Source organism: Paenibacillus elgii NBRC 100335, from assembly GCF_004000865.1.
GTDB classification, from domain to species: Bacteria; Bacillota; Bacilli; order Paenibacillales; family NBRC-103111; genus Paenibacillus_G; species Paenibacillus_G elgii.
Map to the genome: position 1 here is coordinate 150,304 of NZ_BIMB01000010.1, position 22,303 is coordinate 172,606.

Annotated in this window: 21 protein-coding genes; 19 read left to right on the plus strand and 2 right to left on the minus strand. The window is 56.1% G+C overall.

The features are described 5' to 3' along the window. Positions 1-193 precede the first annotated feature (193 nt). The 14 genes from hrcA (at position 194) to PEL01S_RS10555 (ending at position 14,208) form a co-directional block, all read left to right on the plus strand. Positions 194-1,225 (plus strand): heat-inducible transcriptional repressor HrcA, encoded by a 1,032-nt coding sequence (gene hrcA / locus PEL01S_RS10490; RefSeq protein WP_127460255.1) that lies wholly within the window; start codon positions 194-196, stop codon positions 1,223-1,225. Continuing rightward, the gene (locus PEL01S_RS10495; RefSeq protein ID WP_127460256.1) at positions 1,222-2,760 is read left to right on the plus strand and encodes a TCP-1/cpn60 chaperonin family protein; all 1,539 of its coding nucleotides are present in this window, start codon (positions 1,222-1,224) and stop codon (positions 2,758-2,760) included. Before hrcA ends, PEL01S_RS10495 begins: the two co-directional genes overlap by 4 nt. Positions 2,761-2,858: 98 nt before the next feature. After that, on the plus strand, positions 2,859-3,467 hold the full coding sequence (gene grpE / locus PEL01S_RS10500) for a nucleotide exchange factor GrpE (RefSeq protein WP_063184782.1): 609 nt from the start codon (positions 2,859-2,861) through the stop codon (positions 3,465-3,467). A gap of 69 nt (positions 3,468-3,536) precedes the next feature. Next, the gene (dnaK, locus tag PEL01S_RS10505; RefSeq protein ID WP_127460257.1) at positions 3,537-5,384 is read left to right on the plus strand and encodes a molecular chaperone DnaK; all 1,848 of its coding nucleotides are present in this window, start codon (positions 3,537-3,539) and stop codon (positions 5,382-5,384) included. Between the two features lie 82 nt (positions 5,385-5,466). Further along, on the plus strand, positions 5,467-6,582 hold the full coding sequence (gene dnaJ, locus PEL01S_RS10510; protein WP_127460258.1) for a molecular chaperone DnaJ: 1,116 nt from the start codon (positions 5,467-5,469) through the stop codon (positions 6,580-6,582). Positions 6,583-6,718: 136 nt separating this feature from the next. Beyond that, positions 6,719-6,877: a YfhD family protein gene (locus PEL01S_RS10515; protein ID WP_010495626.1), complete on the plus strand. Its 159-nt coding sequence runs from the start codon at positions 6,719-6,721 to the stop codon at positions 6,875-6,877. Between the two features lie 18 nt (positions 6,878-6,895). Continuing rightward, positions 6,896-7,291, plus strand: a complete 396-nt coding sequence (locus tag PEL01S_RS10520) for a hypothetical protein (protein WP_063184784.1) — start codon at positions 6,896-6,898, stop codon at positions 7,289-7,291. Positions 7,292-7,456: 165 nt separating this feature from the next. Beyond that, entirely contained in the window at positions 7,457-8,437 is a 981-nt protein-coding gene (gene prmA, locus PEL01S_RS10525; protein ID WP_127460259.1) for a 50S ribosomal protein L11 methyltransferase, read from the plus strand. A gap of 10 nt (positions 8,438-8,447) precedes the next feature. Then, the gene (locus tag PEL01S_RS10530) at positions 8,448-9,134 is read left to right on the plus strand and encodes a site-2 protease family protein (protein WP_010495629.1); all 687 of its coding nucleotides are present in this window, start codon (positions 8,448-8,450) and stop codon (positions 9,132-9,134) included. A 133-nt stretch (positions 9,135-9,267) separates the two neighbouring features. After that, the gene (locus PEL01S_RS10535) at positions 9,268-10,044 is read left to right on the plus strand and encodes a 16S rRNA (uracil(1498)-N(3))-methyltransferase (protein WP_063184801.1); all 777 of its coding nucleotides are present in this window, start codon (positions 9,268-9,270) and stop codon (positions 10,042-10,044) included. Next, on the plus strand, positions 10,045-11,451 hold the full coding sequence (mtaB, locus tag PEL01S_RS10540; RefSeq protein ID WP_127460260.1) for a tRNA (N(6)-L-threonylcarbamoyladenosine(37)-C(2))-methylthiotransferase MtaB: 1,407 nt from the start codon (positions 10,045-10,047) through the stop codon (positions 11,449-11,451). It begins immediately after the preceding gene. A 136-nt stretch (positions 11,452-11,587) separates the two neighbouring features. Continuing rightward, positions 11,588-12,019, plus strand: a complete 432-nt coding sequence (locus tag PEL01S_RS10545; protein WP_063184802.1) for an NUDIX hydrolase — start codon at positions 11,588-11,590, stop codon at positions 12,017-12,019. Between the two features lie 67 nt (positions 12,020-12,086). Next, a complete protein-coding gene (locus tag PEL01S_RS10550; RefSeq protein ID WP_127460261.1) occupies positions 12,087-13,457 on the plus strand; it encodes a class I SAM-dependent rRNA methyltransferase in 1,371 nt (456 codons plus the stop codon). A 148-nt stretch (positions 13,458-13,605) separates the two neighbouring features. Further along, a complete protein-coding gene (locus PEL01S_RS10555) occupies positions 13,606-14,208 on the plus strand; it encodes a nitroreductase family protein (protein WP_127460262.1) in 603 nt (200 codons plus the stop codon). A 25-nt stretch (positions 14,209-14,233) separates the two neighbouring features. On the opposite strand, the gene PEL01S_RS10560 is transcribed toward PEL01S_RS10555, so the two are convergent. After that, positions 14,234-15,160 carry a helix-turn-helix domain-containing protein gene (locus PEL01S_RS10560; RefSeq protein WP_239551384.1) on the minus strand — a complete coding sequence of 309 codons (927 nt, stop codon included), beginning with the start codon at positions 15,158-15,160 and terminating at the stop codon, positions 14,234-14,236. Between the two features lie 170 nt (positions 15,161-15,330). Here PEL01S_RS10560 and PEL01S_RS10565 point away from each other — a divergent pair, with 170 nt between their 5' ends. After that, positions 15,331-16,452 (plus strand): Gfo/Idh/MocA family protein, encoded by a 1,122-nt coding sequence (locus PEL01S_RS10565; RefSeq protein WP_127460263.1) that lies wholly within the window; start codon positions 15,331-15,333, stop codon positions 16,450-16,452. Positions 16,453-16,456: 4 nt separating this feature from the next. Here the strand turns inward: PEL01S_RS10565 and PEL01S_RS10570 are convergent, their stop codons facing one another. Next, positions 16,457-17,293, minus strand: coding sequence for a hypothetical protein (locus PEL01S_RS10570; RefSeq protein WP_127460264.1), 837 nt, complete (start codon positions 17,291-17,293; stop codon positions 16,457-16,459). Between the two features lie 238 nt (positions 17,294-17,531). Here PEL01S_RS10570 and gnd point away from each other — a divergent pair, with 238 nt between their 5' ends. The 4 genes from gnd to gntK all read left to right on the plus strand — a co-directional run bounded on the left by gnd (position 17,532) and on the right by gntK (position 22,277). Further along, positions 17,532-18,431 (plus strand): phosphogluconate dehydrogenase (NAD(+)-dependent, decarboxylating), encoded by a 900-nt coding sequence (gene gnd, locus PEL01S_RS10575; protein WP_127460265.1) that lies wholly within the window; start codon positions 17,532-17,534, stop codon positions 18,429-18,431. 112 nt (positions 18,432-18,543) lie between these two features. Continuing rightward, positions 18,544-19,215 carry a GntR family transcriptional regulator gene (locus PEL01S_RS10580; RefSeq protein WP_108533929.1) on the plus strand — a complete coding sequence of 224 codons (672 nt, stop codon included), beginning with the start codon at positions 18,544-18,546 and terminating at the stop codon, positions 19,213-19,215. A 135-nt stretch (positions 19,216-19,350) separates the two neighbouring features. Continuing rightward, positions 19,351-20,712 carry a GntP family permease gene (locus tag PEL01S_RS10585; RefSeq protein ID WP_127460266.1) on the plus strand — a complete coding sequence of 454 codons (1,362 nt, stop codon included), beginning with the start codon at positions 19,351-19,353 and terminating at the stop codon, positions 20,710-20,712. A 17-nt stretch (positions 20,713-20,729) separates the two neighbouring features. After that, complete coding sequence (gntK, locus tag PEL01S_RS10590; RefSeq protein WP_174806928.1) at positions 20,730-22,277, plus strand: gluconokinase; 1,548 nt, start codon at positions 20,730-20,732, stop codon at positions 22,275-22,277. Positions 22,278-22,303: the final 26 nt, after the last annotated feature.

Here is a 22,303-nt window from a genome sequence, read left to right on the forward strand (position 1 = left end):
TTTTCGGTAAAAAGCTTTTGACGGAGGAAAGAACTGCAGCCGGAGAGTCTACGTGCCGCCTTTGAACTCGGGTTCTTACCGACAGGTAAGTTCAATTAGAACCCGAGTTCAACAGCGGCCGGAGGCTGCAGTTCCTTTCACGCAGTCAATTCCCTTTTGTTCCGAAAAACCTCGAAAGTAAGGGGGACTTGGTGTGCTAACCGAACGTCAACGTCATATTTTAAGCGCCATAGTCGATGATTACATCCGTTCTGCAGAGCCCGTCGGCTCCCGCAGCATATCCAAACGCGGCAATGTGGGATTCAGCCCCGCCACCATCCGCAACGAAATGTCCGACCTGGAGGAGATGGGCTTTCTGGAGCAGCCGCACACGTCGGCTGGCCGGATTCCTTCCCACAAGGGCTACCGATATTATGTCGATCATCTGATGCATTATAACCAGCTTCCTGTTCAGGATGTCGACATGCTTAAGCAGTTTTTTGCCGAAAAAATGCAGGAGATGGAACGTACCATCCAGCATGTGGCGCAAATTTTGTCCCAGCTGACGAATTATACGTCCATCGTCATGGGACCGGAGATGCTGGGCACGACGATGAAGCATTTGCAGATCGTTCCGCTTAACGAGCGGACGGCTGTCGCGATTATCGTGACCAACACCGGACAGGTGGAGAACAAGACCGTCACGATTCCCGAAGGCGTTCCGATGACGGAGATCGAGAAGTTCGTCAACGTGCTCAATGCCCGGCTCAAGAACGTGCCGCTGCTTCATTTCAAGTCGAAGCTGTACACGGAGATCGCCTCGGAGCTGAGCAGCTACGTCTCCGGTTACGAAGAGCTGCTGCTCATGCTGGATCATGTGATGGACCGCGGGGAGGAAGAGCGGATTTTCCTTGGCGGTACGACGAACATGCTGACGCAGCCCGAGTTCAAGGATGTCGATAAGGTGAAAAGCATTCTGGACTTGCTTGCCGAAGGACCGAAGCTGGTGCAGCTGTTTGACGGAACCGGCGAAACGGACGGGATACAAGTGCGGATCGGCAGCGAGAACAAGCTGGAAGCCGTGAACGATTGTAGTCTGATCACCGCTTCGTATTCGATGGACGGGCAATTGCTAGGGACGATCGGCATCCTCGGACCGACACGGATGGATTACGGTAAAGTCATCAAGCTGCTCGATCATTTGACAAAAGATTTGAATCAGTTGATGGGGCGTTGGTACAAATGAGCCAAATCAAGCCGACAGGCCAAGAAGGCGAAGAGGCGTTTGCAACGCTGCGGAACAACGCGAATGCGATCCGCGCCATTTGCTCGGCGGTAGAAGGAACCCTTGGACCGAAGGGGCTCGATACGATGCTGGTCGGGACGCAGGGGGAAGTCGTCATTACGAATGACGGCGTGACCATTTTGGAAAAGATGGACGTCACCCACCCCGCCGCGAGATTGCTCATTCAAGTCGCCCGTTCCCAACAGCATCAGGTCGGGGACGGTACGACGACGGCCACCGTGCTGGCGGGTGCATTGGTCGCCGAAGGCGTAGCGCAGGTCACGCGGGGCGTACCGGTGGCGAAGGTCGTCCGCGGGGTACAGGACGGCGTGGGCGCGGCGTTGGAGTCGCTGGCCCGCCGGGCGCGCCCGCTGGAAGGAATGAGCGATCCGCTGCTGTACCGGATCGCGTACATTGCGGGGCGTGAGCACGCCGACCTCGCCAAGCTGATCGTCGAAGGGGCGAAGCGTCTCGGCCCGGCGAAGCTGCGGGAGCCGCATTTCCGCTTCTCCGACGTCGTGATGTCGCACGGAAAAGCAGCGAATGAAGTTTGGCCGGGCCTGTTGATTAACAAAAAGCCGGCTAATGCGCAGCTTGATTTTCCGCCGGATACGGCTCAGGTGCTGCTGTTTCAAGATGCGTTCGAGCCAGAGACGGTCGATGAGGAAGCGCTCATGACCGATGCGGGCTTCCATAAGCAGACGCAACTGCGGGAGCAATTCCGCGCCCTCTTGGAGAAGCTCGTCGAGCTGCGCGTCGGCTTCGTGGCCTCGGAGCGGGCCGTCGATCCTGAGGCGGAGCAGTTCTGCACCGACCATGGGATCATGGTGCTGCAGCGTCTGCCGCGCGCGGAGCTGCGCCGCATCGCGGAATATACCGGCGCGCGGCCGATTCGCCGCAGCGGACTGCGCAAGCCCGCTTCGGAGCTGGCGGGCTATCTCGGCTTCGCCGGGCATGTCGCTTACGACGAGCGGCTGGAGAGCGTGCGGATGGCCGAAGGCAAAGGCCGCACGCAAGTATCCATCGTCGTGGGCGCCAGCACGAGCGAGGTGGTCGGCGAGCGGCTGCGCATCGCCCGCGACGCCGCTTCAAGCGTGCAGGCCGCGCTTCGCGGCGGCTGCCTGCCCGGCGGCGGGGCGGCCGAAATGGCCGTCGCCCACGAGCTTGACCGGCACCGCGAGACGGTGCAGGGCATGGAAGGCTTCGGCATTGCCGCCGTCGCGCAGGCGCTGCGCAAGCCCATGGCCCAGATCGTCGTGAACGCGGGCTACAACCCTCTCGAGAAGGTCGAAGAGGTGAAGGCGGCGCAGATCGCTTCAAGCAACGATGCGCTCGGCATCGACTGCGATACCGGAAGCGTCGCGGATATGATGGCCGCCGGCGTCGTTGACCCGGCAGAGGTGAAGCTGCATGCGCTGCAGGCTGCCGGCGAGGTAGCGTGCGCAGTGCTTCGCATTCACACGGTCATTAAGATGCGTCCGGGAACGGAAGAGTAGGGCTTAAACATGCCGGGCGTTTTCCGGCCGCAAGGGATGGTTACAATAAGTAGAGATAGATAGGCCGGACGGCCGATTCGGTTAAGGAGGTGACACAATTGAACGCGGAACAAAAAGAGCAAGCAAACGGACGCCCGGAAACGGACGTCGAAACCAACGAGCAAGAAGCCGGAGCTACATATGACGCCGGAGCATCGGCCGAAGGCGCTGCCGACACGGAACAGGCAACCGGCCAATCGGAGGCTCAGGAGGCAGTCTATCCGGAAGTGGAAGAACTCAAAAAACAAGCGGAGGAAAATCACCAGCGTTTTTTGAGGGCGCAAGCCGATTTTGACAACTTCAGACGCCGCACGCAAAAGGAAAAAGAAGAATTCGCCAAATATGCTTCGTTCAAGCTGATCGAGCAGCTGCTTCCGGTGGTCGATAACTTCGACCGGGCGCTTGCCGCCAGCAAAGGCAGCAGCGATTACGAAGCCTTGACGAAAGGGATCGATATGATTTTCCGCCAGCTGGAGCAAGTGCTGACAAGCGAAGGCTTGCAAAAGATGGAAGCGGTCGGTCAACCTTTTAATCCCGAGTACCATCAAGCCATCATGCAGGTGGAATCCGATGAGTACGAGGAAGGCATCGTCGTGGAAGAAGTGCAAGCGGGCTACCTGCTGAAAGACAAAGTCATCCGACCTGCCATGGTCAAAGTGAGCTCATAAAGCATAAATTATGAACGCGATAAGCGTATACCCATACAATGCACAGCGAAATTAAGGAGGCTAACCCTCATGAGTAAAGTAATCGGTATTGACCTTGGGACAACCAACTCCTGCGTAGCCGTTATGGAGGGCGGCGAGGCCGTCGTTATCCCGAACCCGGAAGGCAACCGTACGACCCCTTCCGTCGTAGGCTTCAAGAAAGACGGCGAGCGCGTCGTCGGCGAAACGGCGAAACGCCAAGCCATTACGAACCCTGACCGTACGGTCATCTCCATCAAGCGTCATATGGGGACGAACCACAAAGAAGTAATCGACGGCAAAGAGTACACGCCGCAAGAAATTTCGGCGATCATTCTGCAGAAGCTGAAAGCCGATGCGGAAGCTTACCTTGGCCAGCCGGTCACGCAAGCCGTTATTACCGTTCCAGCCTATTTCAATGACAGCCAACGTCAAGCGACGAAGGACGCAGGTAAAATTGCGGGCCTCGAAGTGCTGCGGATCGTCAACGAGCCGACGGCAGCCGCTCTTGCGTACGGGATGGAGAAAAGTGAAGACCAGACAATTCTCGTATACGACCTTGGCGGCGGTACGTTCGACGTGTCCATTCTGGAGCTTGGCGACGGCTTCTTCGAAGTTAAAGCGACCAGTGGGGACAACCGTCTGGGCGGCGACGACTTTGACCAAGTTGTCATCGACCACCTTGTGGCCGAGTTCAAAAAAGAACAAGGCATCGATTTGAGCAAAGACAAAGCGGCGGTTCAACGTCTGAAAGACGCGGCCGAAAAAGCGAAAAAAGAGCTGTCCGGCGTTCTGACGACGACGATCTCCCTTCCGTTTATTACGGTTGTGGACGGCGTGCCGCAGCACTTGGAGATGAACCTGACCCGCGCCAAATTCGAAGAGCTTTCCGCCGAGCTGGTGGAAAGAACGATGGGACCGACCCGTCAAGCTCTGAGCGATGCGGGCCTTAGCGCGAACCAAATCGACAAAATCGTATTGGTCGGCGGTTCCACGCGGATTCCAGCCGTTCAAGAAGCCGTTAAACGCCTGACGGGCAAAGAGCCGCACAAAGGCGTTAACCCGGACGAAGTCGTCGCACTCGGCGCTGCCGTGCAAGCGGGCGTACTGACGGGCGACGTTAAAGACGTCGTACTGCTCGACGTCACTCCGCTGTCCTTGGGGATCGAAACTGCAGGCGGCGTATTTACGAAAATGATCGACCGCAACACAACGATTCCGACAACGAAATCGCAGGTGTTCTCCACATACGCGGACAACCAGCCGAGCGTGGAAATCCACGTTCTGCAAGGGGAGCGCGCGATGGCGGCCGACAACAAAACACTGGGCCGCTTCATCTTGGGCGATATCCCGCTCGCGCCGCGCGGCGTGCCGCAAATCGAAGTTACGTTCGACATCGATGCCAACGGTATCGTCAACGTAAGCGCATTGGATAAAGGCACCGGTAAAAGCCAAAAAATTACGATTACGTCTTCCAGCGGTTTGTCTGAAGAGGAAATCGACCGCATGATGAAAGACGCGGAATCGAATGCCGACGAAGACCGCAAGCGCAAGGATCTTGTTGAAGCCCGCAACCAGGCGGATCAGCTCGTCTATTCCGTCGACAAAACGATTAAAGATCTGGGCGACAAAGTCGATCAGGCTGAAATCGACAAAGCGAATGCGGCGAAAGACAAAGTGAAAAAAGCGCTTGAAGGCAACGACCTTGATGAGATCAAAGCAGCTACCGAGGAGCTGACGCAAGTCGTTCAGCAGCTTTCCACGAAGCTGTATGAGCAAGCGGCGCAACAGGCTCAAGCGGCCGGCGGCGCAGACGCCGAAGGCACGCAAGGCGCAGCCAAAGGCAAAGACAACGTGGTAGACGCGGATTACGAAGTGGTCGACGAGAACAAGAAGTAATAACCCTTGCGGTTAGCAGGAAGTCAAAGCCGGCATTCGGCTTTGACTTTCCGTTTGTCGCCCGGGGAGTGGGAGTGGAACAATGAGTAAACGCGATTACTATGAAGTGCTTGGAGTAGGTAAGGACGCTTCCCAAGAGGATATCAAGAAAGCTTACCGCAGTCTCGCCCGCCAATACCACCCGGACGTGAACAAGGCGGACGATGCCGAGTCCAAGTTCAAAGAAGCGAAAGAAGCGTACGACGTACTGAGCGACGATCAGAAGAAAGCACAGTACGACCGCTTCGGCCATGTCGACCCGAATCAGGGCATGGGCGGCGGCTTTAACGGTGCGGACTTCGGCGGCTTTGGCGATATCTTCGATATGTTCTTCGGCGGCGGTCAGCGGCGCAACCCGAATGCACCGCAGCGAGGCGGTGACCTGCAATATACGCTGACCATCGAATTCAAGGAAGCGGTATTCGGCAAAAAGACCGACATCCACATTCCTCGCACGGAAACGTGCGATACGTGTCAAGGCAGCGGCGCGAAGCAGGGAACGAAGCCTGAAACGTGCGGCGTCTGTCACGGGTCCGGGCAGCAAGAGGTCGTGCAAAATACGGCCTTCGGGCGAATCGTCAACCGCCGGGTATGCTCCGCTTGTCAAGGACAGGGAAGAATCATCAAAGACAAGTGCGGAACGTGCCATGGCTCGGGGAAAGTCAAGAAGCAGCGCACGATCAGCCTGAACATTCCGGCAGGCGTGGACGACGGGGCGCAGCTTCGCGTGACAGGAGAAGGTGAAGCTGGGACCCGGGGCGGTCCTCCGGGAGATCTGTACGTCGTGATTCGCGTCAAATCGCATGAATTTTTCGAGCGGGAAGGCGACGATATCTACTGCGAAGTACCTCTGACGTTCGCGCAAGCGGCGCTTGGGGACGAAATTGAAATTCCGACGCTGACCGAGAAGGTGAAGCTGAAAATTCCGGCCGGTACGCAGACGGATACGTATTTCCGCCTGAAAGGCAAAGGCGTTCCGCGGCTTCGCGGGTACGGTCAAGGCGACCAGCACGTGAAGGTGGTCGTCGTGACGCCGACCAACATGAATGACGAGCAGCGGGAACTGCTTCGCGAATTCGCGCGGCTCAGCGGCGAGCATACGCACGAGCAGAATCAATCGATTTTCGAGCGGATGAAAAAAGCCTTTTTAGGCGATTAAGCAGATCAAGAAACATACGAAAGCACGGCGGCGATTTTTCGCTGCGGTGCTTTTTTGCATATTTTCCGTCCGATTGGCGGATAATACAAAAGGTGGTTATCCAAACCGTATAGATTACGTGAAGGAGGAAACTGACATGAGTGAAAATGAACGTCAGGCTAATCAAGCGAATCGGCAGCTTCCCATCGCCACGAACGAAGACGTTGAATTTACTTCCGAATTGGCGGACCAAGCGGACGTCGCAGCGCGCGAGCGTGCGGCAGATGCCGATGAGAGACAACAAGGGCAAGCGTAGGGAAGCGGGGTAATTCTCATGGCTGAAAAAAGCATCTTGGCTTATTTCCAGTCCAGGCAGCAAGCGGAGAGCTGTGTGCCGAAGCTGAAAGCCTTGCGTGCCGCCGATATTCAAATCGATCAATTCGGGGAGTATCCGGGGCATGGCGTGGAGGAAACGTTCAATCCTTTGAGCAACAGCGATTTCCCGGGATTGGCCTATTTAACGCTCGGCGGGTCCGGTATGAGTCAGGATGCGCGGATATTGACCGCCGTCGACGTGGATGCCAGCGGGATGGCCGACGGCAGCAGAGAGCTGCTGGCGCCGGACCCGGAGGACATGACGCGCCGGGACATTCTGCTGACGGTCGTCCTGGATGAAGCGACCTACGACCAAGCGATGCGGGTCATTCGCGAGGCGGGCGGCAACATCTGAAGCCCGGCACGCGGCATTCGCAGCCAGTGATAACGGTTCTTTGCATGTCCGACATGCGGGGAACCGTTTTTCGCATGTGGCTATGCCGTTTTACCCGCGCCCGTAATTGTTGTATACTAAGATTTACGTGTGCTTGCATAAGCAAAATATGGGAGGGAATACCCGGTGCGTTGGCATGAATTAACGGTACATACGACAGAAGAAGCAATCGAGATGATTTCGAATTTTATACACGAGTTTGGCGCTGGCGGGGTGTCGATCGAGGAGTCCGGGACGCTTAACAAAAAGCGGGATACGTCGCTCGGACAATGGTATGAGCTGCCGCTGAACGATATTCCGGAAGGCCGGGCCGTCATTAAAGGCTACTTCGCCGAAGGAACCGATATGGATGCGATTCTGGAGGAGCTGAAGCGATCCGTCGATCAGCTTGCGGAATACGATATCGATACCGGGAATCCCGTCTACGAATTAAAGGACGTGGACGACGAGGATTGGGCGAACGCGTGGAAGCAGTACTTTAAGCCGCTGCGCGTGACGAATCGGCTGACGATTAAACCAACCTGGGAAGAATATACGCCGGAAGCGGACGAGCTGATTCTGGAGCTGGACCCGGGAATGGCTTTCGGGACGGGCACGCATGCGACGACATCGCTTTGCTTGCGTACTTTGGAGAGGTTTGTGCAAGGCGGCGAAGACGTGATCGACGTCGGCACGGGCTCGGGTATTTTGGCCATCGCGGCCGCAAAGCTGGGCGCGAAGCATGTGCTGGCGCTTGACCTCGATCCGGTGGCCGTATCCAGCGCGACGGAGAACGTGCATCTGAACGGGCTGGATCAGCAAATTACCGTAAAGCTGAGCGACCTGCTGCAGGTGCTGAACGAGAACAAAGCGGAAGCTGGGGGAAGCGGCGCGCTCGGCGTCAAGCTGCCCGTGCAGGTCGTTGTGGCGAACATTTTGGCCGAAATTATACTTCTGTTCGTGCAGGACGTGTACGAGGTGCTGGAATCGGGCGGACGCTATATCGTATCCGGCGTCATCAAGAGCAAGCAGCAGGCGGTGGAAGAAGCGTTGACCGCGGCCGGTTTCGAATTGATCGAGCAAACCGAGGAGCAGGATTGGGTTGTGCTCGTTGCCAGAAAGCCGTAGGTGAGCCGACATGAGCTGGAATTTTTTCGCCTATCCGCTGGAGGAAATGCCGTTCGTTTTCCTTGTGCTGTTGATCGGCTTTACTGTGCATGAATTCGCGCACGCCTATTTTGCCGACCGGTTCGGCGATCCGACGCCGCGGTCGATGGGGCGGCTTACACTGAATCCGCGCGTCCACCTCGATCTGCTGGGGATGATCTTTTTTCTCCTCGTCGGCATCGGGTGGGCGAAGCCGGTTTTGGTCAACCGCAGTCATTTCAAAAAGCCCCGGCTAATGGGGATCATCGTATCGTTAGCCGGGCCGCTCAGCAACTTGGTGCTTGCTTTCGTAAGCTTAATCCTGTTCTATGCGCTGATCCGTATGGGCGCATTAACCGGAACGTCGCAAGGGGTAAGCCTGGCAATTCAACTGTTTTTTACCCGAATGGTACTGATGAACATTTTCTTGTTTATCCTCAACTTGATTCCATTCCCTCCGCTGGACGGCTACCGCATTGTGGAGGATTTGCTGCCACGCCGCATCATGATGAAGATCAAGCCTTACGAGCAATGGCTGTTTTACGCGATTTTGCTGATGTTCTTCATCCCGCCGATCCGGCGCGTTACACTGGGGCCGATCTTTGCGCTGCAGGGTCCTATATTTGAAGCGTTCGATTCCGTGGCGAAGCTGATGTTCGGGGCAGGTCTCCGGGCGTAGCCGCTTCCGGTAATATTGGTTAATTTTCTTCGGAAACTGGCGTTTGGAGCGAAAAAAGTGTATGATGAAGGATGACCGTTTCTACGTCTCGTATAAGCGGTCAACCTATTTTTGTGGAAGCGAAGGATACGGAATGCAGCGATATTTCATTCATCCGGACGAATTTGCGGATGCTGTGGTTACGATAACCGGAGACGATGCGCATCATTTGATTCGCGTGATGCGGGCGAAGCCGGGAGATACGTGTATTGTGAGCGACGGCGTAAGCCGTGAGGCGCTTGTGCGCATTCGTTCTTTGGAGGACCGGCAGGTGACGGCGGATATTGTGGACCGTCTGCCGATGGAGAACGAAGCGGCGGTTGACGTATGGATCGCTCAAAGCCTGCCCAAAGGGGACAAGATGGAGCTTGTCATCCAAAAAGGGACGGAAATCGGCGCGGTCCGTTTTTTGCCGTTCGTTTCGGAGCGTACGGTCGTTCAATTGGATAGCAAAAAGGAAGGCAAGCGGCTCGAACGCTGGCAAAAAATTGCCAAAGAAGCGGCCGAGCAGGCGCACCGCAACCGAGTTCCCGCAGTCGAATCCGTACTCTCCTGGAAGGAGCTGCTGCGGACGGCTTCGGAGGCGGATGCCGCCTGGATCTGCTATGAGAAGCAGGATGCGCAGCAGCTTCGCCGGGCAATACGAGAAGCGGTTTCCAAGAGAAGCAATCGGGCCGATGGAAGCCGCGTCAAGCTGATGCTTATCGTAGGACCCGAGGGCGGGTTCGGCGAGCGTGAAGTCTCCGAAGCGGAGGCGGCCGGCTGCGTGGCGGTCGGCTTGGGCAAACGAATACTACGAACAGAGACGGCCGCCATGGTCGGACTCACATGCATTTTATACGAATCCGGAGAGATGGGGGGAGAACAATAAATGGCAACCGTCGCTTTTCATACGCTTGGATGCAAAGTCAACTTCTACGATACGGAAGCGATCTGGCAGCTGTTTAAACAGGAAGGCTACGAGCAGGTTGATTTCGAATCGACAGCCGATGTCTATGTCGTCAATACCTGTACGGTGACCAATACGGGGGACAAAAAAAGCCGCCAGATGATTCGGCGCGCCATTCGCAGAAACCCGGAAGCGATCGTCGCGGTGACCGGCTGCTATGCGCAAACGTCGCCGGCCGAAATCATGGCGATTCCGGGCGTCGATCTGGTCATCGGAACGCAGGACCGGGACAAAATCATGCCTTACGTGAAACAGCTCGAGCAGGAGCGTCAGCCGATCAACGCGGTGCGCAATATTATGAAAACACGCGCGTTCGAAGAGCTGGACGTGCCGGACTTTTCGGATCGTACGCGCGCTTTCCTGAAAATTCAGGAGGGCTGTAACAACTTCTGTACTTTCTGCATTATTCCGTGGTCTCGCGGCCTTATGCGCAGCCGCGAGCCGCAAAGCGTGCTGAATCAAGCCCGCATGCTCGTCGACGCCGGTTATCAGGAGATCGTGCTGACGGGGATTCATACCGGCGGCTACGGGGAGGATATGGAAGATTACAGCCTCGCCAAGCTGCTGTGGGATCTGGACAAGGTCGACGGCCTGAAGCGGATTCGTATCAGCTCGATCGAAGCGAGCCAAATTACGGACGAGGTGCTTGAGGTGCTGCAAGCCTCGAACAAAATGTGTCGTCATCTGCACATTCCGCTGCAAGCCGGAGACGACGAAGTGCTCAAGCGGATGCGCCGGAAATATACGACGGAGCAATTTGCCCGCAAAATCGAGCACATCCACCGGATTATGCCGGGCGTCGCGATTACGACGGACGTTATCGTCGGTTTCCCGGGGGAGACGGATGAGATGTTCCGCCGCGGCTACCAGTTTATGGAACAGATGAAATTTTCGGAAATGCACGTCTTCCCGTATTCCAAACGGACCGGTACGCCGGCCGCGCGGATGGAGGATCAGATTGACGAGGAAATCAAAAACGCCCGCGTGCACGAGCTGATCGATTTGTCCGAAAGGATGCAGCTCAGCTACGCGGAAACGTTTGTCGGCCAAGTGTTGGAGGTCATTCCGGAGCGGGACTACAAGGGTCAGCCGGGAAGCGGCCTGCTCATGGGCTATTCGGACAATTACCTGCAGCTCGTGTTCGAAGGCAGCGAGGACTGGATCGGCCAAGTATGCCGGGTGAAGGTCACCGAAGCCGGAGTCAACGAATGCCGCGGCCAGCTTGTCCGCGCCCCCGAAGCGGGAGCCGTTCACCTGCCGTCCAGAGTGACGGGCACAGACGCTTCGGCCGAGACGATTCCGGGACAAGCGGCTAAAGCGATCGTATAAGCTGAAAAACGAAGGATTTCATTCGACGATAGGCAGTGCGTCTTTCCTGCGGCATCCGTGATTCAAGCCGCCGGCAGGACCGCCTGTGTCCGCCGGGTGAAGTCCTTTCGATTTCCAATAGGAAAGGGTGATGTCGATGAAGGAAATTTCGGCAGGTGGCGTGGTGTTTCGCAAAATCGGAAACGACGTGCAGGTGCAAATGATCCAGGACCGGTACGGCAAAATTACGCTGCCGAAAGGCAAGATGGAAGCCGGGGAAACGATAGAGCAAACGGCGCTGCGCGAAATTCTCGAAGAAACGGGAATTACGGGAACCATCGTGCATCCGCTAGAGACGATCACGTACCAATTCGCCATGAACGGCGGGGTCATCGATAAAGAGGTCCACTATTTTCTGGTGGAAGCGACCGGAGGCACTCTGCAGGCGCAGATCGAGGAAATTCGCGGCGTTGAATGGCTTCATCCGCTTGAGGCGTGGCATCAGCAGACGCATTCCGGATACGGTAACAACGATTCCGTTCTCCAAAAGGCGCTGAATGCGCTGGGCTATGAAGTGAACGGGCAATGACCGGATTTAACCTGAAACGGGGGCTCAGCGGCACCTCGCCGTACTAAACATTGGGAGGACTTCGGCCATGGCTGTTGTCGTATTGCAGAAAAAAAGAAAAAAACGATTGGAAGAAGGCCACCCATGGGTGTACCGCTCGGAAATCGAACGCGTGGAAGGCGAAGCGCCGCCGGGAGGGCTCGTATCCGTACATACGCACGCCGGTCAATATTTGGCGACCGGGTATTATAATCCGGCTTCACAGTTGACCGTGCGGATTGTTTCCTACGAACCGATGGAAGAAATGACGCACGCCTACTTTGTCCGCCGGATTCAGGAATGCAAGGAGTACCGGGAACGGTTTTTGCCGAACGCCGGCTCGTATCGGCTCGTTTACGGCGAGTCGGATTTCTTGCCGGGGCTGATCGTGGACAAATTTGAGGACGTGCTGGTGGTACAGATTTTAACGCTTGGCATGGAGACGGTGCGTGAGGCGGTCGTTTCCGCGTTGGTCGAGGTAATGCGGCCGGCCGGCATTTACGAGCGCAGCGACGTCTCTGTGCGGCAGCTCGAAGGCCTGGAGCAACGGACCGGCGTGTTATACGGCGAATGCCCGCAGCATGTCACGATCCGCGAGAACGGAATCGTTCTGGAAGTGGATATTGCGCAGGGGCAGAAGACCGGTTATTTTTTCGACCAGCGGGAAAACCGGGCCGCCTTGGAACCGCTCATGAAGGGCTGGGGCAAACGGGGCGGCATTGAGCTGCAAGAGCGGGTGCTGGACGACGGGACGGTCAAGCGCGTGCCGGTCAACCGGAACGGCGGCGAAGTGACGTTTCCTTACTGGGACGGCGCGACGGTGCTGGAATGCTTCTCGCATACCGGCAGCTTTACGCTTCATGCGTGCCAATTCGGCGCCAAAAAAGTAACGTGCCTCGACATTTCCGAGCATGCCGTCGAAACGGCCAAGCGGAACGTGGAGCTTAATGGCTTCAGCGACCGGGTGGAGTTCGTCGTCGCCGACGCGTTCGATTACCTGCGCGAGCAGGCCCGCGGCTTGGATCTGCGTCAGGAGCGGGGAAAAGCGGGCGAGCGGAAGGTCGATACGTCCGTGCCTCTTGCCGCGAAAGGCAGAACGTGGGACGTGGTCATTTTGGACCCGCCAGCCTTTGCCAAGTCGCGGAGCGCGGTCGAAGGGGCGTGCCGCGGCTACAAGGATATTAACCTGCACGGCATGAAGCTAGTGAACGAAGGCGGATATTTGGTGACGGCGAGCTGCTCCTACCATATGAAGCCGGAACTGTTCCTCGAAACGATCCATGCGGCTGCCTACGATGCGGGCAAAACGCTGCGCCTGATCGAATTCCGCAATGCCGGCAAGGACCATCCCCGCATTCTCGGGGTGGACGAAGGCAACTATTTGAAGTTCGCTATTTTTGAAGTTCGCAGCAAACGATAACAGAATCAGCAAGGAAAGCCTTAGTTCGGTATGCAGCCGTACTAAGGCTTTTTGATTCCTTAGGGATAGATTTGACGGCGGGTAGGCCGTTGTATTATGATCCTTGCGGTAACTTCTTTCATAAGATGACTTCGGAGGTGCAGATTTGATGAATTCGAACATGCCATTAAGCGAGGCGATTCGCGGCCGGAGAAGCGTAGGGCGTGTCAAGAGCGACCCGATCGCGCGGGAAGTGATCGAGCAGCTGCTGGAAGCGGGCAACTGGGCGCCCAGCCACCATGCAACCGAGCCCTGGCGCTTTTATGTGATGACCGGCAGCGGCCGGCAAGCGTTGGCTGATGCGTATGCAGATATTGCAGCTGAAGGGGCCACTGACGTGTCCGGGCAAGAGCTGGAGGAGCTGCGGGCGAAGCAGGCAGCCAAAGCGTTCCGTGCGCCGGTGGTGATCGCCATTGTCGTATCTCCATCCATGGCGAAAGGGGTCAGCCGCATCGAGGAGTTTGCCGCAGCGCACGCCGCCGTGCAAAATATGCTGCTGATGGCGCATGCGCTCGGACTCGGGACGATCTGGCGGACCGGGGAGCCGGCTTATCATCCGCGGATGAAGCAGGCATTCGGTCTCGGCGAAGCCGATGCGATTGTAGGACTGGTGTACGTCGGCATTCCGGAGACGACGCCATCCGAAGGCAAGCGCCGTCCGGCCGCGGACAAAACGGTATGGATGACCGGCGAGGCCGACAGCAAGCTGTGACCTGTTTCCCATGGCGTCGCAGGGGCTATTCCGAATCCGTCTGACTTCGGGCCTGGACGGACCGGGCGTATTCGGAAGGGCTCATGCCGGCCGATTTTTTGAACGCTTTGGAAAAATAATGCGGCCCGCTGAAGCCTAGCATCGCGGCAATTTCGGAAAAGTTGTACGTCTTCTCCCGAATCAGCGATTTGGCCCGGCCGATCTTTAATTGATTGTAATAAGACATGATGGACAGCCCGGTCTGCCGCTTGAATTGTTCTTTCAGCCGGGTTTTGGCCACATGCAGCGCCTCGCTGATTTCCCCGAGCGACACGTTTCCTTCCACATGGTCCTCCAAGTAACCGATGACCCTTCGGGCCAGCGCTTCGTTGTCCTTTTCCCTTGCCGTAAACGAAAGCGGCTTGCTCGTCTCCGCATGTCCCAGCCTGCGCAGAAGGCGGATCAGGAACGTCTGCAAATACAACTGGATCAGCTGCTCGCTTCCGGTAGGCACGTCCTGCCGCCGTTTAAGCGGGTACCGAAACGGGAACTCAAACGCATGCTTTCCCTCCTTGACGATCTCCGCCAGAAGATTCCGCTCCGTATCCTCCAAGTGGACAATTTGCCGCGCAAACCGTTTCATCGCTTCAGACCGGCAGTCGAACGTCAGGACGATAATGTTCGGAGCGGTGCCTTCGCAGGCGTAAAAGCTGTGAAATTCGTCGGGTTCATGAAACACGACCATCCCCTGCCGAAGCCGGTGTTGTGTCGTACCCGCTGTCACCTCGACCTCGCCCTTGTCGACATAAACCAATTCCCAGAAATCGTGCTGCTCGCCCGGGAAGACATAGTTTTTGGCAAATTCGAAATAGTATATCGTGATGATGTTGTCGATCACAATTGTCGGCTTTAAGCGCGTTCGTTGATAGCTCATCCGGTCCTTCGTCTCCCGATTCGTTCTTATCTCCATCATACCTTGGCTCCGGGCTTCTGAAAAGCGGCCCCGCGTTGAGCGTTGTGGGACGGGCTCATTTTGCAAAAAATGCGGCTTCCAAGACAAAGCCACGGCCGCTCCGGCTTTCTATAATGGGGGTAAGTGTACCCAACCCATTAACATACGGATTGCCCGAGGAGGAGTCAGACATGAGATTGGCTGTCATTGGCTATGGAGCGAGAATACGCGGGGTGCTGAAATATGTGCAGCAGGCTAACCCTGAATGCAAGGTTACGGCGGTTGTCGACATCCGCAAGGATAAGGTGCTGAACGATATAGAAGGTTCGGGAGATATCCGGCTGTTCGACACGCCCGAGGAAATGCTTGAGCAGGAGAAGCCGGACGGCGTTCTGATCGGTACCCGCTGCTCTTTGCATACGGAGATGGCCCTGAAAGTGCTGCCAAGCGGAATTCCGCTCTATCTCGAAAAGCCGGTCGCTACGACGATGGAGGATGCGCTGCGCTTGAAGCGCGGCTTTGAGGCCTGTCCGTCGCCGGTCATCGTCTCTTTCCCGCTGCGCGTCACGTCGATCGTGAAGCTGGTGAAGGAAATTATCGATTCCGGCAAAATCGGGACGGTCGAGCATGTCCAAGCGGTCAACAACGTTCCGTACGGCGGCGTTTATTTTCACAATTGGTACCGGGATGAGAACGAAACGGGGGGCCTGTTTTTGCAAAAGGCGACCCACGATTTCGACTACATCAACCATGTGCTGGGGCTTCGTCCGGTCAGCGTCTGCGCGATGACGTCGAAGCAAATTTTCAAGGGCACGAAGCCTGCGGGGCTCCGGTGCGTCGAGTGCGGGGATAACAAAACGTGCGCCGAGAGCACGGTCGGTACGCCGATGGAACAGGAATGGCCTTACTGCGCCTTTGCCGAAGATACGGGTAACGAAGACTCGGGCAGCGCGTTGATCCGTTACGAGACCGGGATGCATGTGTCGTACTCACAAAACTTTTTCGCCCGGCAAAAAGCAGGCTCCCGCGCCGCGCGTTTCCTCGGCTACAAAGGAACGGTTGAGTTCGACTTTACGACCGGTATTGTCAAGGTATTCATGCATCACACGCCACGGGTGGAAACGTATGAGATCGACGCGGCGGAAGACCATTTTGGCGGCGACGCGGCGCTTGCGGAAAATTACGTTAACATGATCCGCGGCACCGAGGAGTCGATAAGCACGCTCGACGACGGTTTGCTTAGCGCGCTCCTTTGCCTGAAAGCACGGGAGTCGGCGCTCACCGGCACGTTCCAGACAGTTGACTGGACGTAGCGGATTAAAGGGCTTCGCCGGATGGTTCCGGAGGTAGCCGTTTCATCAACTGCTTGCGGGCCCGGGCGGCGGCTCTGCGCACCGCCGCCGACTCATCCTGCTCCAGCTTGGCGAAGCCGGGCGCGAGCAAGTCCCAATGCTCAGCCGCTGCGGCTGAGGCATACATATTCGCCGCGTGGATACGGACCGCCTCGTTGGCGCTTGCGATCCATACGTCAAGCCGTTCAGCCGTTTCCTGCGGATACGAAGCCAGCAGCCCCTCACCAAGCGTGAGCGGGCTTTTTGCTTTTCCGGCGGGGAAGGGGGCGCCCGACATCAACTGCTCGGTTAAATCCAGCAGCGGCCCGCTCCATGCCGGGTTGCGGGTTTTGGCCGCGATCCGGACGGCGTGGGCGACGGCTGTGATCTCGTGCGGCAGAGGCGAGCTGGACCAAGCGGCCAGCTGGGGATAAAACGCGTGAAACTGTTTGACCAGCAGCGTTCCACAGGCTTCCCCCGTCCAGCGCCGGACGGTGGCGTGCGGGCTGTCCGCCAAGAAGCGCAGCTGTTCGGCTGTCTCGTCGGGAGCGGCTGGGTAATGGCCAGACAATAGAAAGACAGCAAGCTCCTGCGCCGTTTCGTCCTCGGATTGTGCAAGTCCGGAAGCCAAGCGGACGAGCCGCTTCGGGTCGGGCAGCGCGGCTTCGATCACTTGCAGCGCTTGGTGCTTGACGGCGCGTGCCTGTTTATCGGGCAGCGTGCCGAGGACCGGGCCCAGGGCAGCCGTTAAGGCGGAAGCCGAGCCGCGGGATGCGGCGTCCGCCGCATCGCGCTTCCAGTCTTGTTCGGCAAGCGGCATCATATCAAATTCCTCCGTTTCAAACATTACGTTGTTATATCTTCCCACAATATTACCAAACATACGTTCTAGGGGCAAGGCATTTGTTATGGCGCAATACGGAGCTGTTCCGAAATCCGACACTCTCCCCGCGGAGGAGGAGAGCAATTCGCAGTTTACAGACAGGCGGGATAGAGGTATATTATTTTTGAGTACATGAATACTTGTATACAAGTACACAATAATTGTTGAGGTGATAATGATGAAGCTGGGGATGATCGGACTTGGGAAAATGGGGTTCAACCTCGTGCAAAATTTACTACAGCATCAGCATGAAGTGGTGGTGTACGACGTCAATCCCGAACCGGGAAAGAAATTGCAAGAACGCGGCGCACAGCTTTCCGCTTCCGTCAACGAGCTGGTAGAGAAGCTGGAAGCTCCCCGCATCGTCTGGATTATGGTTCCGGCCGGTCCGATTGTGGATCAGGTGATCGACACGGTTAGTCCGCTGCTGGAGCAAGGAGATATCGTGATTGACGGCGGGAACTCCCACTACAAGCAATCGGTGGCCCGGGCCGATAAGCTGAAGGAGCGGGGCATCCATTTTTTCGACGTGGGAACATCGGGAGGCACGGAGGGCGCAGCCCATGGCGGCTGCTTCATGATCGGCGGAGAGCAAGACGCGTTTGGAACCATTGAACCTCTGTTTCAAGGCATTGCGGTCGACAAAGGCTATTTGTATGCCGGTGGCCACGGCAGCGGGCATTTTCTCAAAATGGTCCATAACGGCATCGAGTACGGCATGATGCAATCGATTGCAGAAGGCTTCGAGATTTTATCGAAAAGCCAATTCGATTTCAATTACGAAGAAGTTGCGCGGGTGTGGGCGAACGGTTCGGTAATTAGGGGATGGCTGATGGAACTGACCCAAAACGCGTTTTCCAAAGATCCCAAGCTGGACGGGATTCGGGGAATTATGAAAAGCTCCGGAGAAGGAAAATGGACGGTTCAGACGGCGCTCGATATGGAAATTAGCACGCCTGTCATCGCGTTGTCCCTGCTGATGCGGTACCGGTCCATGGAAGATGATACGTTCCACGGCAAGGTGGTAGCCGCTCTGCGCAATGAATTCGGCGGTCATGAAGTCGTAAGAAATTCGTAAGACCGATTTTCCCGATGGATTCGTTTCATAACTATGTGATAAAATCTAGAAATACTTGTCTACGATATCTTATCGCAGTTAGCGAAAAACGGTCTGTATGGGAGAGTTGTTCATGCGTTATCCTGCTGCATGGTTGCAAGGGTTGTCTTTGGGAGAAAGTATGGCTTGCGAATTAAGATTGCAAATTATCGCCGGGGACATAAAGCCGGGCGAAGTCATATCGGAAAATAAGGTGGCCGCGGAATTCGGAACAAGCCGGTCGCCGGTCAGGGAAGCGTTGAAAACGTTGTCAAACGAAGGTCTCATTCGTCTGGAAAGAATGGGCGCCGTCGTAAACGGTCTGAGCTCGCAGGATGTCGAAGAGCTGTATGACGTCCGGTATTTGATCGAGAGCTTTGCGCAGCAGCGCTTGGCGGAAGGAAATCAAGAGTCGCTGCTCTCCAATCTGAAACGGAACATCGACAAGATGGAATTGGCGATGAAGCATCGCGATATCGAGGAATTTTCGTACCTGGACTTTTCCTTTCACGAATCCATCATCGTGGAGGCCAAGCATGCAAGGATCTTGCATTTGTGGAAAAGCATCCGCCAAATCGTGCTGACCGTCATGTATCTTACGACGGCGGAGGTATTCTCCAAGGGCGAGAACAAACTCAGATCCGTCGTCGATAAGCACCGGTCGATTGTGGCCGGGCTCGAATCGAAGGACGTCACTGTCATTCAATCCGTCGTTCAGCAATATTTTGCGGACTCGCATAAAACGCTTCATAGCAGGTTTCCTTAAAAGGGCGCTGCTATGCGGCTTTTCATTACTCATACTTGTCGACAAGTATACATGTATAAATTCATTGCCATGCTATACATTGGGCATACTCTGGATACCGAACCATGCTCGCATGAATAAGAAGGAGAGCTGCTTATGAATCGAATTTTTGGTCTTGATCACAACTTGACCTTGATTATCTGGGCGTTACTTGCCATTGTTTTTCTTGTCGTTCTGATCGCCAGATTCAAATGGAATCCTTTTGTGACGCTTTTGATTTCTTCGTTGCTATTGGGCTTTTTGGCCGGCATGAAGCCTGAAGACATCATTAAAGCGGTTACAGGTGGGCTTGGCGGCACGCTCGGAACGATTGCGATCGTCATCGGGCTCGGAACGATGCTCGGCAAAATGATGGCGGAGTCTGGAGGCGCCGAGCGGATCGCAACCACGCTGATCGACCGGTTCGGTGAAAAACGCGTTCACTGGGCGATGATGGTCGTCGGGTTTATTGTAGGGATTCCCGTGTTTTTCGAGGTTGGGGTCATCCTCTTGATTCCTATCGTATTTATCGTGGCGCGCAAGACGAAAATGTCGTTATTGCAAATCGGCATTCCGCTGCTTGCCGGGCTTTCTACCGTGCATGGGCTTGTTCCGCCTCATCCGGCGCCGATGATTGCTATTGCGGCTTATAATGCCGATCTGGGGAAGACGATTCTGTATTCCATTCTGGTCGGGCTGCCGACGGCCATTATTGCCGGCCCTCTGTTTGGCAAATTTATCGGCAAACGCTTGTCGGTAGAGCCGCCGGCCGACTTGGCTGAGCAGTTCGCGGCGAAAAATAACCGCGGCCTTCCCGGGTTCGGAATCACGCTGTTCACGATTTTATTGCCCGTCCTTCTCATGCTGATCGGATCGATCGCCACCATCCTCGATCCGAAAGCGACGAGCGGCCTCACCCGGTTTAGCACATTTATCGGCCATGAAATTATCGCCCTGCTCATCGCGGTCGTCTTCTCCTTCTTTTCGCTCGGCTTTGCGAGGGGCTTTAAGAAAGAGGACATTTCCCGTTTTGCCAGCGAATGCCTGGCCCCGACCGCAACGATTATTTTGATCATCGGGGCCGGCGGAGCCTTTAAGCAGATATTGATTAACAGCGGGGTAGGCGGAGCTATTGCCGCGATGGCCACTCAGGCGCATGTGAACATTATCTTTTTTGCATGGTTTGTCGCCGCTCTCATCCGTGTCGCGACAGGATCGGCCACGGTTGCCATGACGACGGCCGCGGGCATCGTCGCTCCTGTCCTTGCGCTGAATCCGGGCGTAAATGTGGAGCTTGTCGTTCTGGCTACGGGCGCAGGATCGCTGATATTGTCCCACGTGAATGACGCGGGCTTTTGGATGGTGAAGGAATTTTTTAACATGAGCGTAGCGCAAACATTAAAATCATGGACGGCGATGGAGACGATTTTATCCGTGGTGGGACTGCTTTTCATTCTTCTCCTTAGCGCCATGGTTTAAGAAAGAGGGTTATTTCATTGAGCCAGCCAGCCTATATGATTGGCGTTGATATCGGAACGACCAGCACGAAAGCCGTCTTATTCGAGGAAAACGGGAAAGTCGTAACCAAGGCGGACGAGGAATACCCTTTGTATATGCCTACTTCGTCTATAGCCGAGCAGGACCCGGACCGCATATTCCGCGCGGTGATCCAAACGTTGAAGCGCGTAATGGCGCAAAGCGCCGCGAGGCCGGAGCAAGTCCTGTTTGTCTCCTTCAGCTCGGCCATGCACAGCGTCATCGTGGTTGATGCCGAAGGCAAGCCGCTAACGCGCTGCATCACCTGGGGGGATAACCGGAGCGCCGCCTGGGCGGAACGCTTGAAGCGGGACATGAACGGGCATGAGATCTATTTGCGAACGGGGACGCCCATCCATCCGATGTCGCCGCTTTCCAAGCTACTGTGGCTTCGCCACGATCATCAGGTGCTGTTTCAAAACGCCGGCAAATTCATCTCGATCAAGGAATATGTATTTGCCAAGCTGTTCGGCGAATACGTGGTCGACTATTCCATCGCCTCGGCGACCGGTCTGATGAATTTGCAGAAGCTGGACTGGGACGAGGAAGCGCTGGACGTTGCCGGAGTATCGAGAGATCAACTGTCCAGACTTGTCCCGACGACGTACGCGCTGAAAGGAATGAAGGCCGTTTTTGCGGAAGAGACGGGCCTTGCCGGGTCGACCCCGTTTATTGTCGGCGCGAGCGACGGCGTGCTTTCCAACCTTGGCATGAATGCGATCGAGCCCGGGATTGTGGCGGCGACCATCGGCACCAGCGGCGCTATCCGTACCGTGATCGACCAGCCTTCAACCGATCCGAAGGGGAGAATCTTCTGCTATGCCTTGACGGAAAAGCATTGGGTCATTGGCGGAGCTGTCAATAATGGCGGCATGCTGTTCCGGTGGGCAAGGGACGAGTTCGCCGCATCGGAGGTTGAAACGGCCAAACGTCTTGGAATCGACGCCTACGACCTGTTGACGAAAATTGTGGAGAAGGTCAGTCCGGGCTCCGACGGCTTGATCTTCCATCCTTATATGACCGGGGAACGCGCTCCTTTATGGAATGCGAATGCAAGAGGCTCCTTTTTCGGTTTGACGATGCACCATCGCAAGGAGCATATGATCCGCGCCGTGCTGGAAGGAGTTATTTTTAATCTGTATACCGTCCTGCTGGCGATGGGGGAGCGGATGGGGCGGCCTAAAAAAATTCATGCTACCGGCGGCTTTGCCCGCTCCTCTCTCTGGCGCCAGATCATGGCGGATATTTTCGACCAGGAAGTGGTCGTCCCCCAAAGCTTCGAAAGCTCTTGTCTCGGAGCCGTCGTGCTTGGCTTATACGCAACGGGGAGAGCGGATTCGCTGCATATCGTTTCCCGGATGGTCGGCGATACGCATGTGCATAAGCCGATACGGGAGCATGCCGAAATCTACCATGAGCTTCTGCCCATCTACATTAAAATCGCGAGAAACATGGAGGAGGAATACGAGGCGATCGCCCGTTTTCAACAAAAGCGGGAACGTTTCTAGAAAGCTTCAAGCTTCGATCACATGGA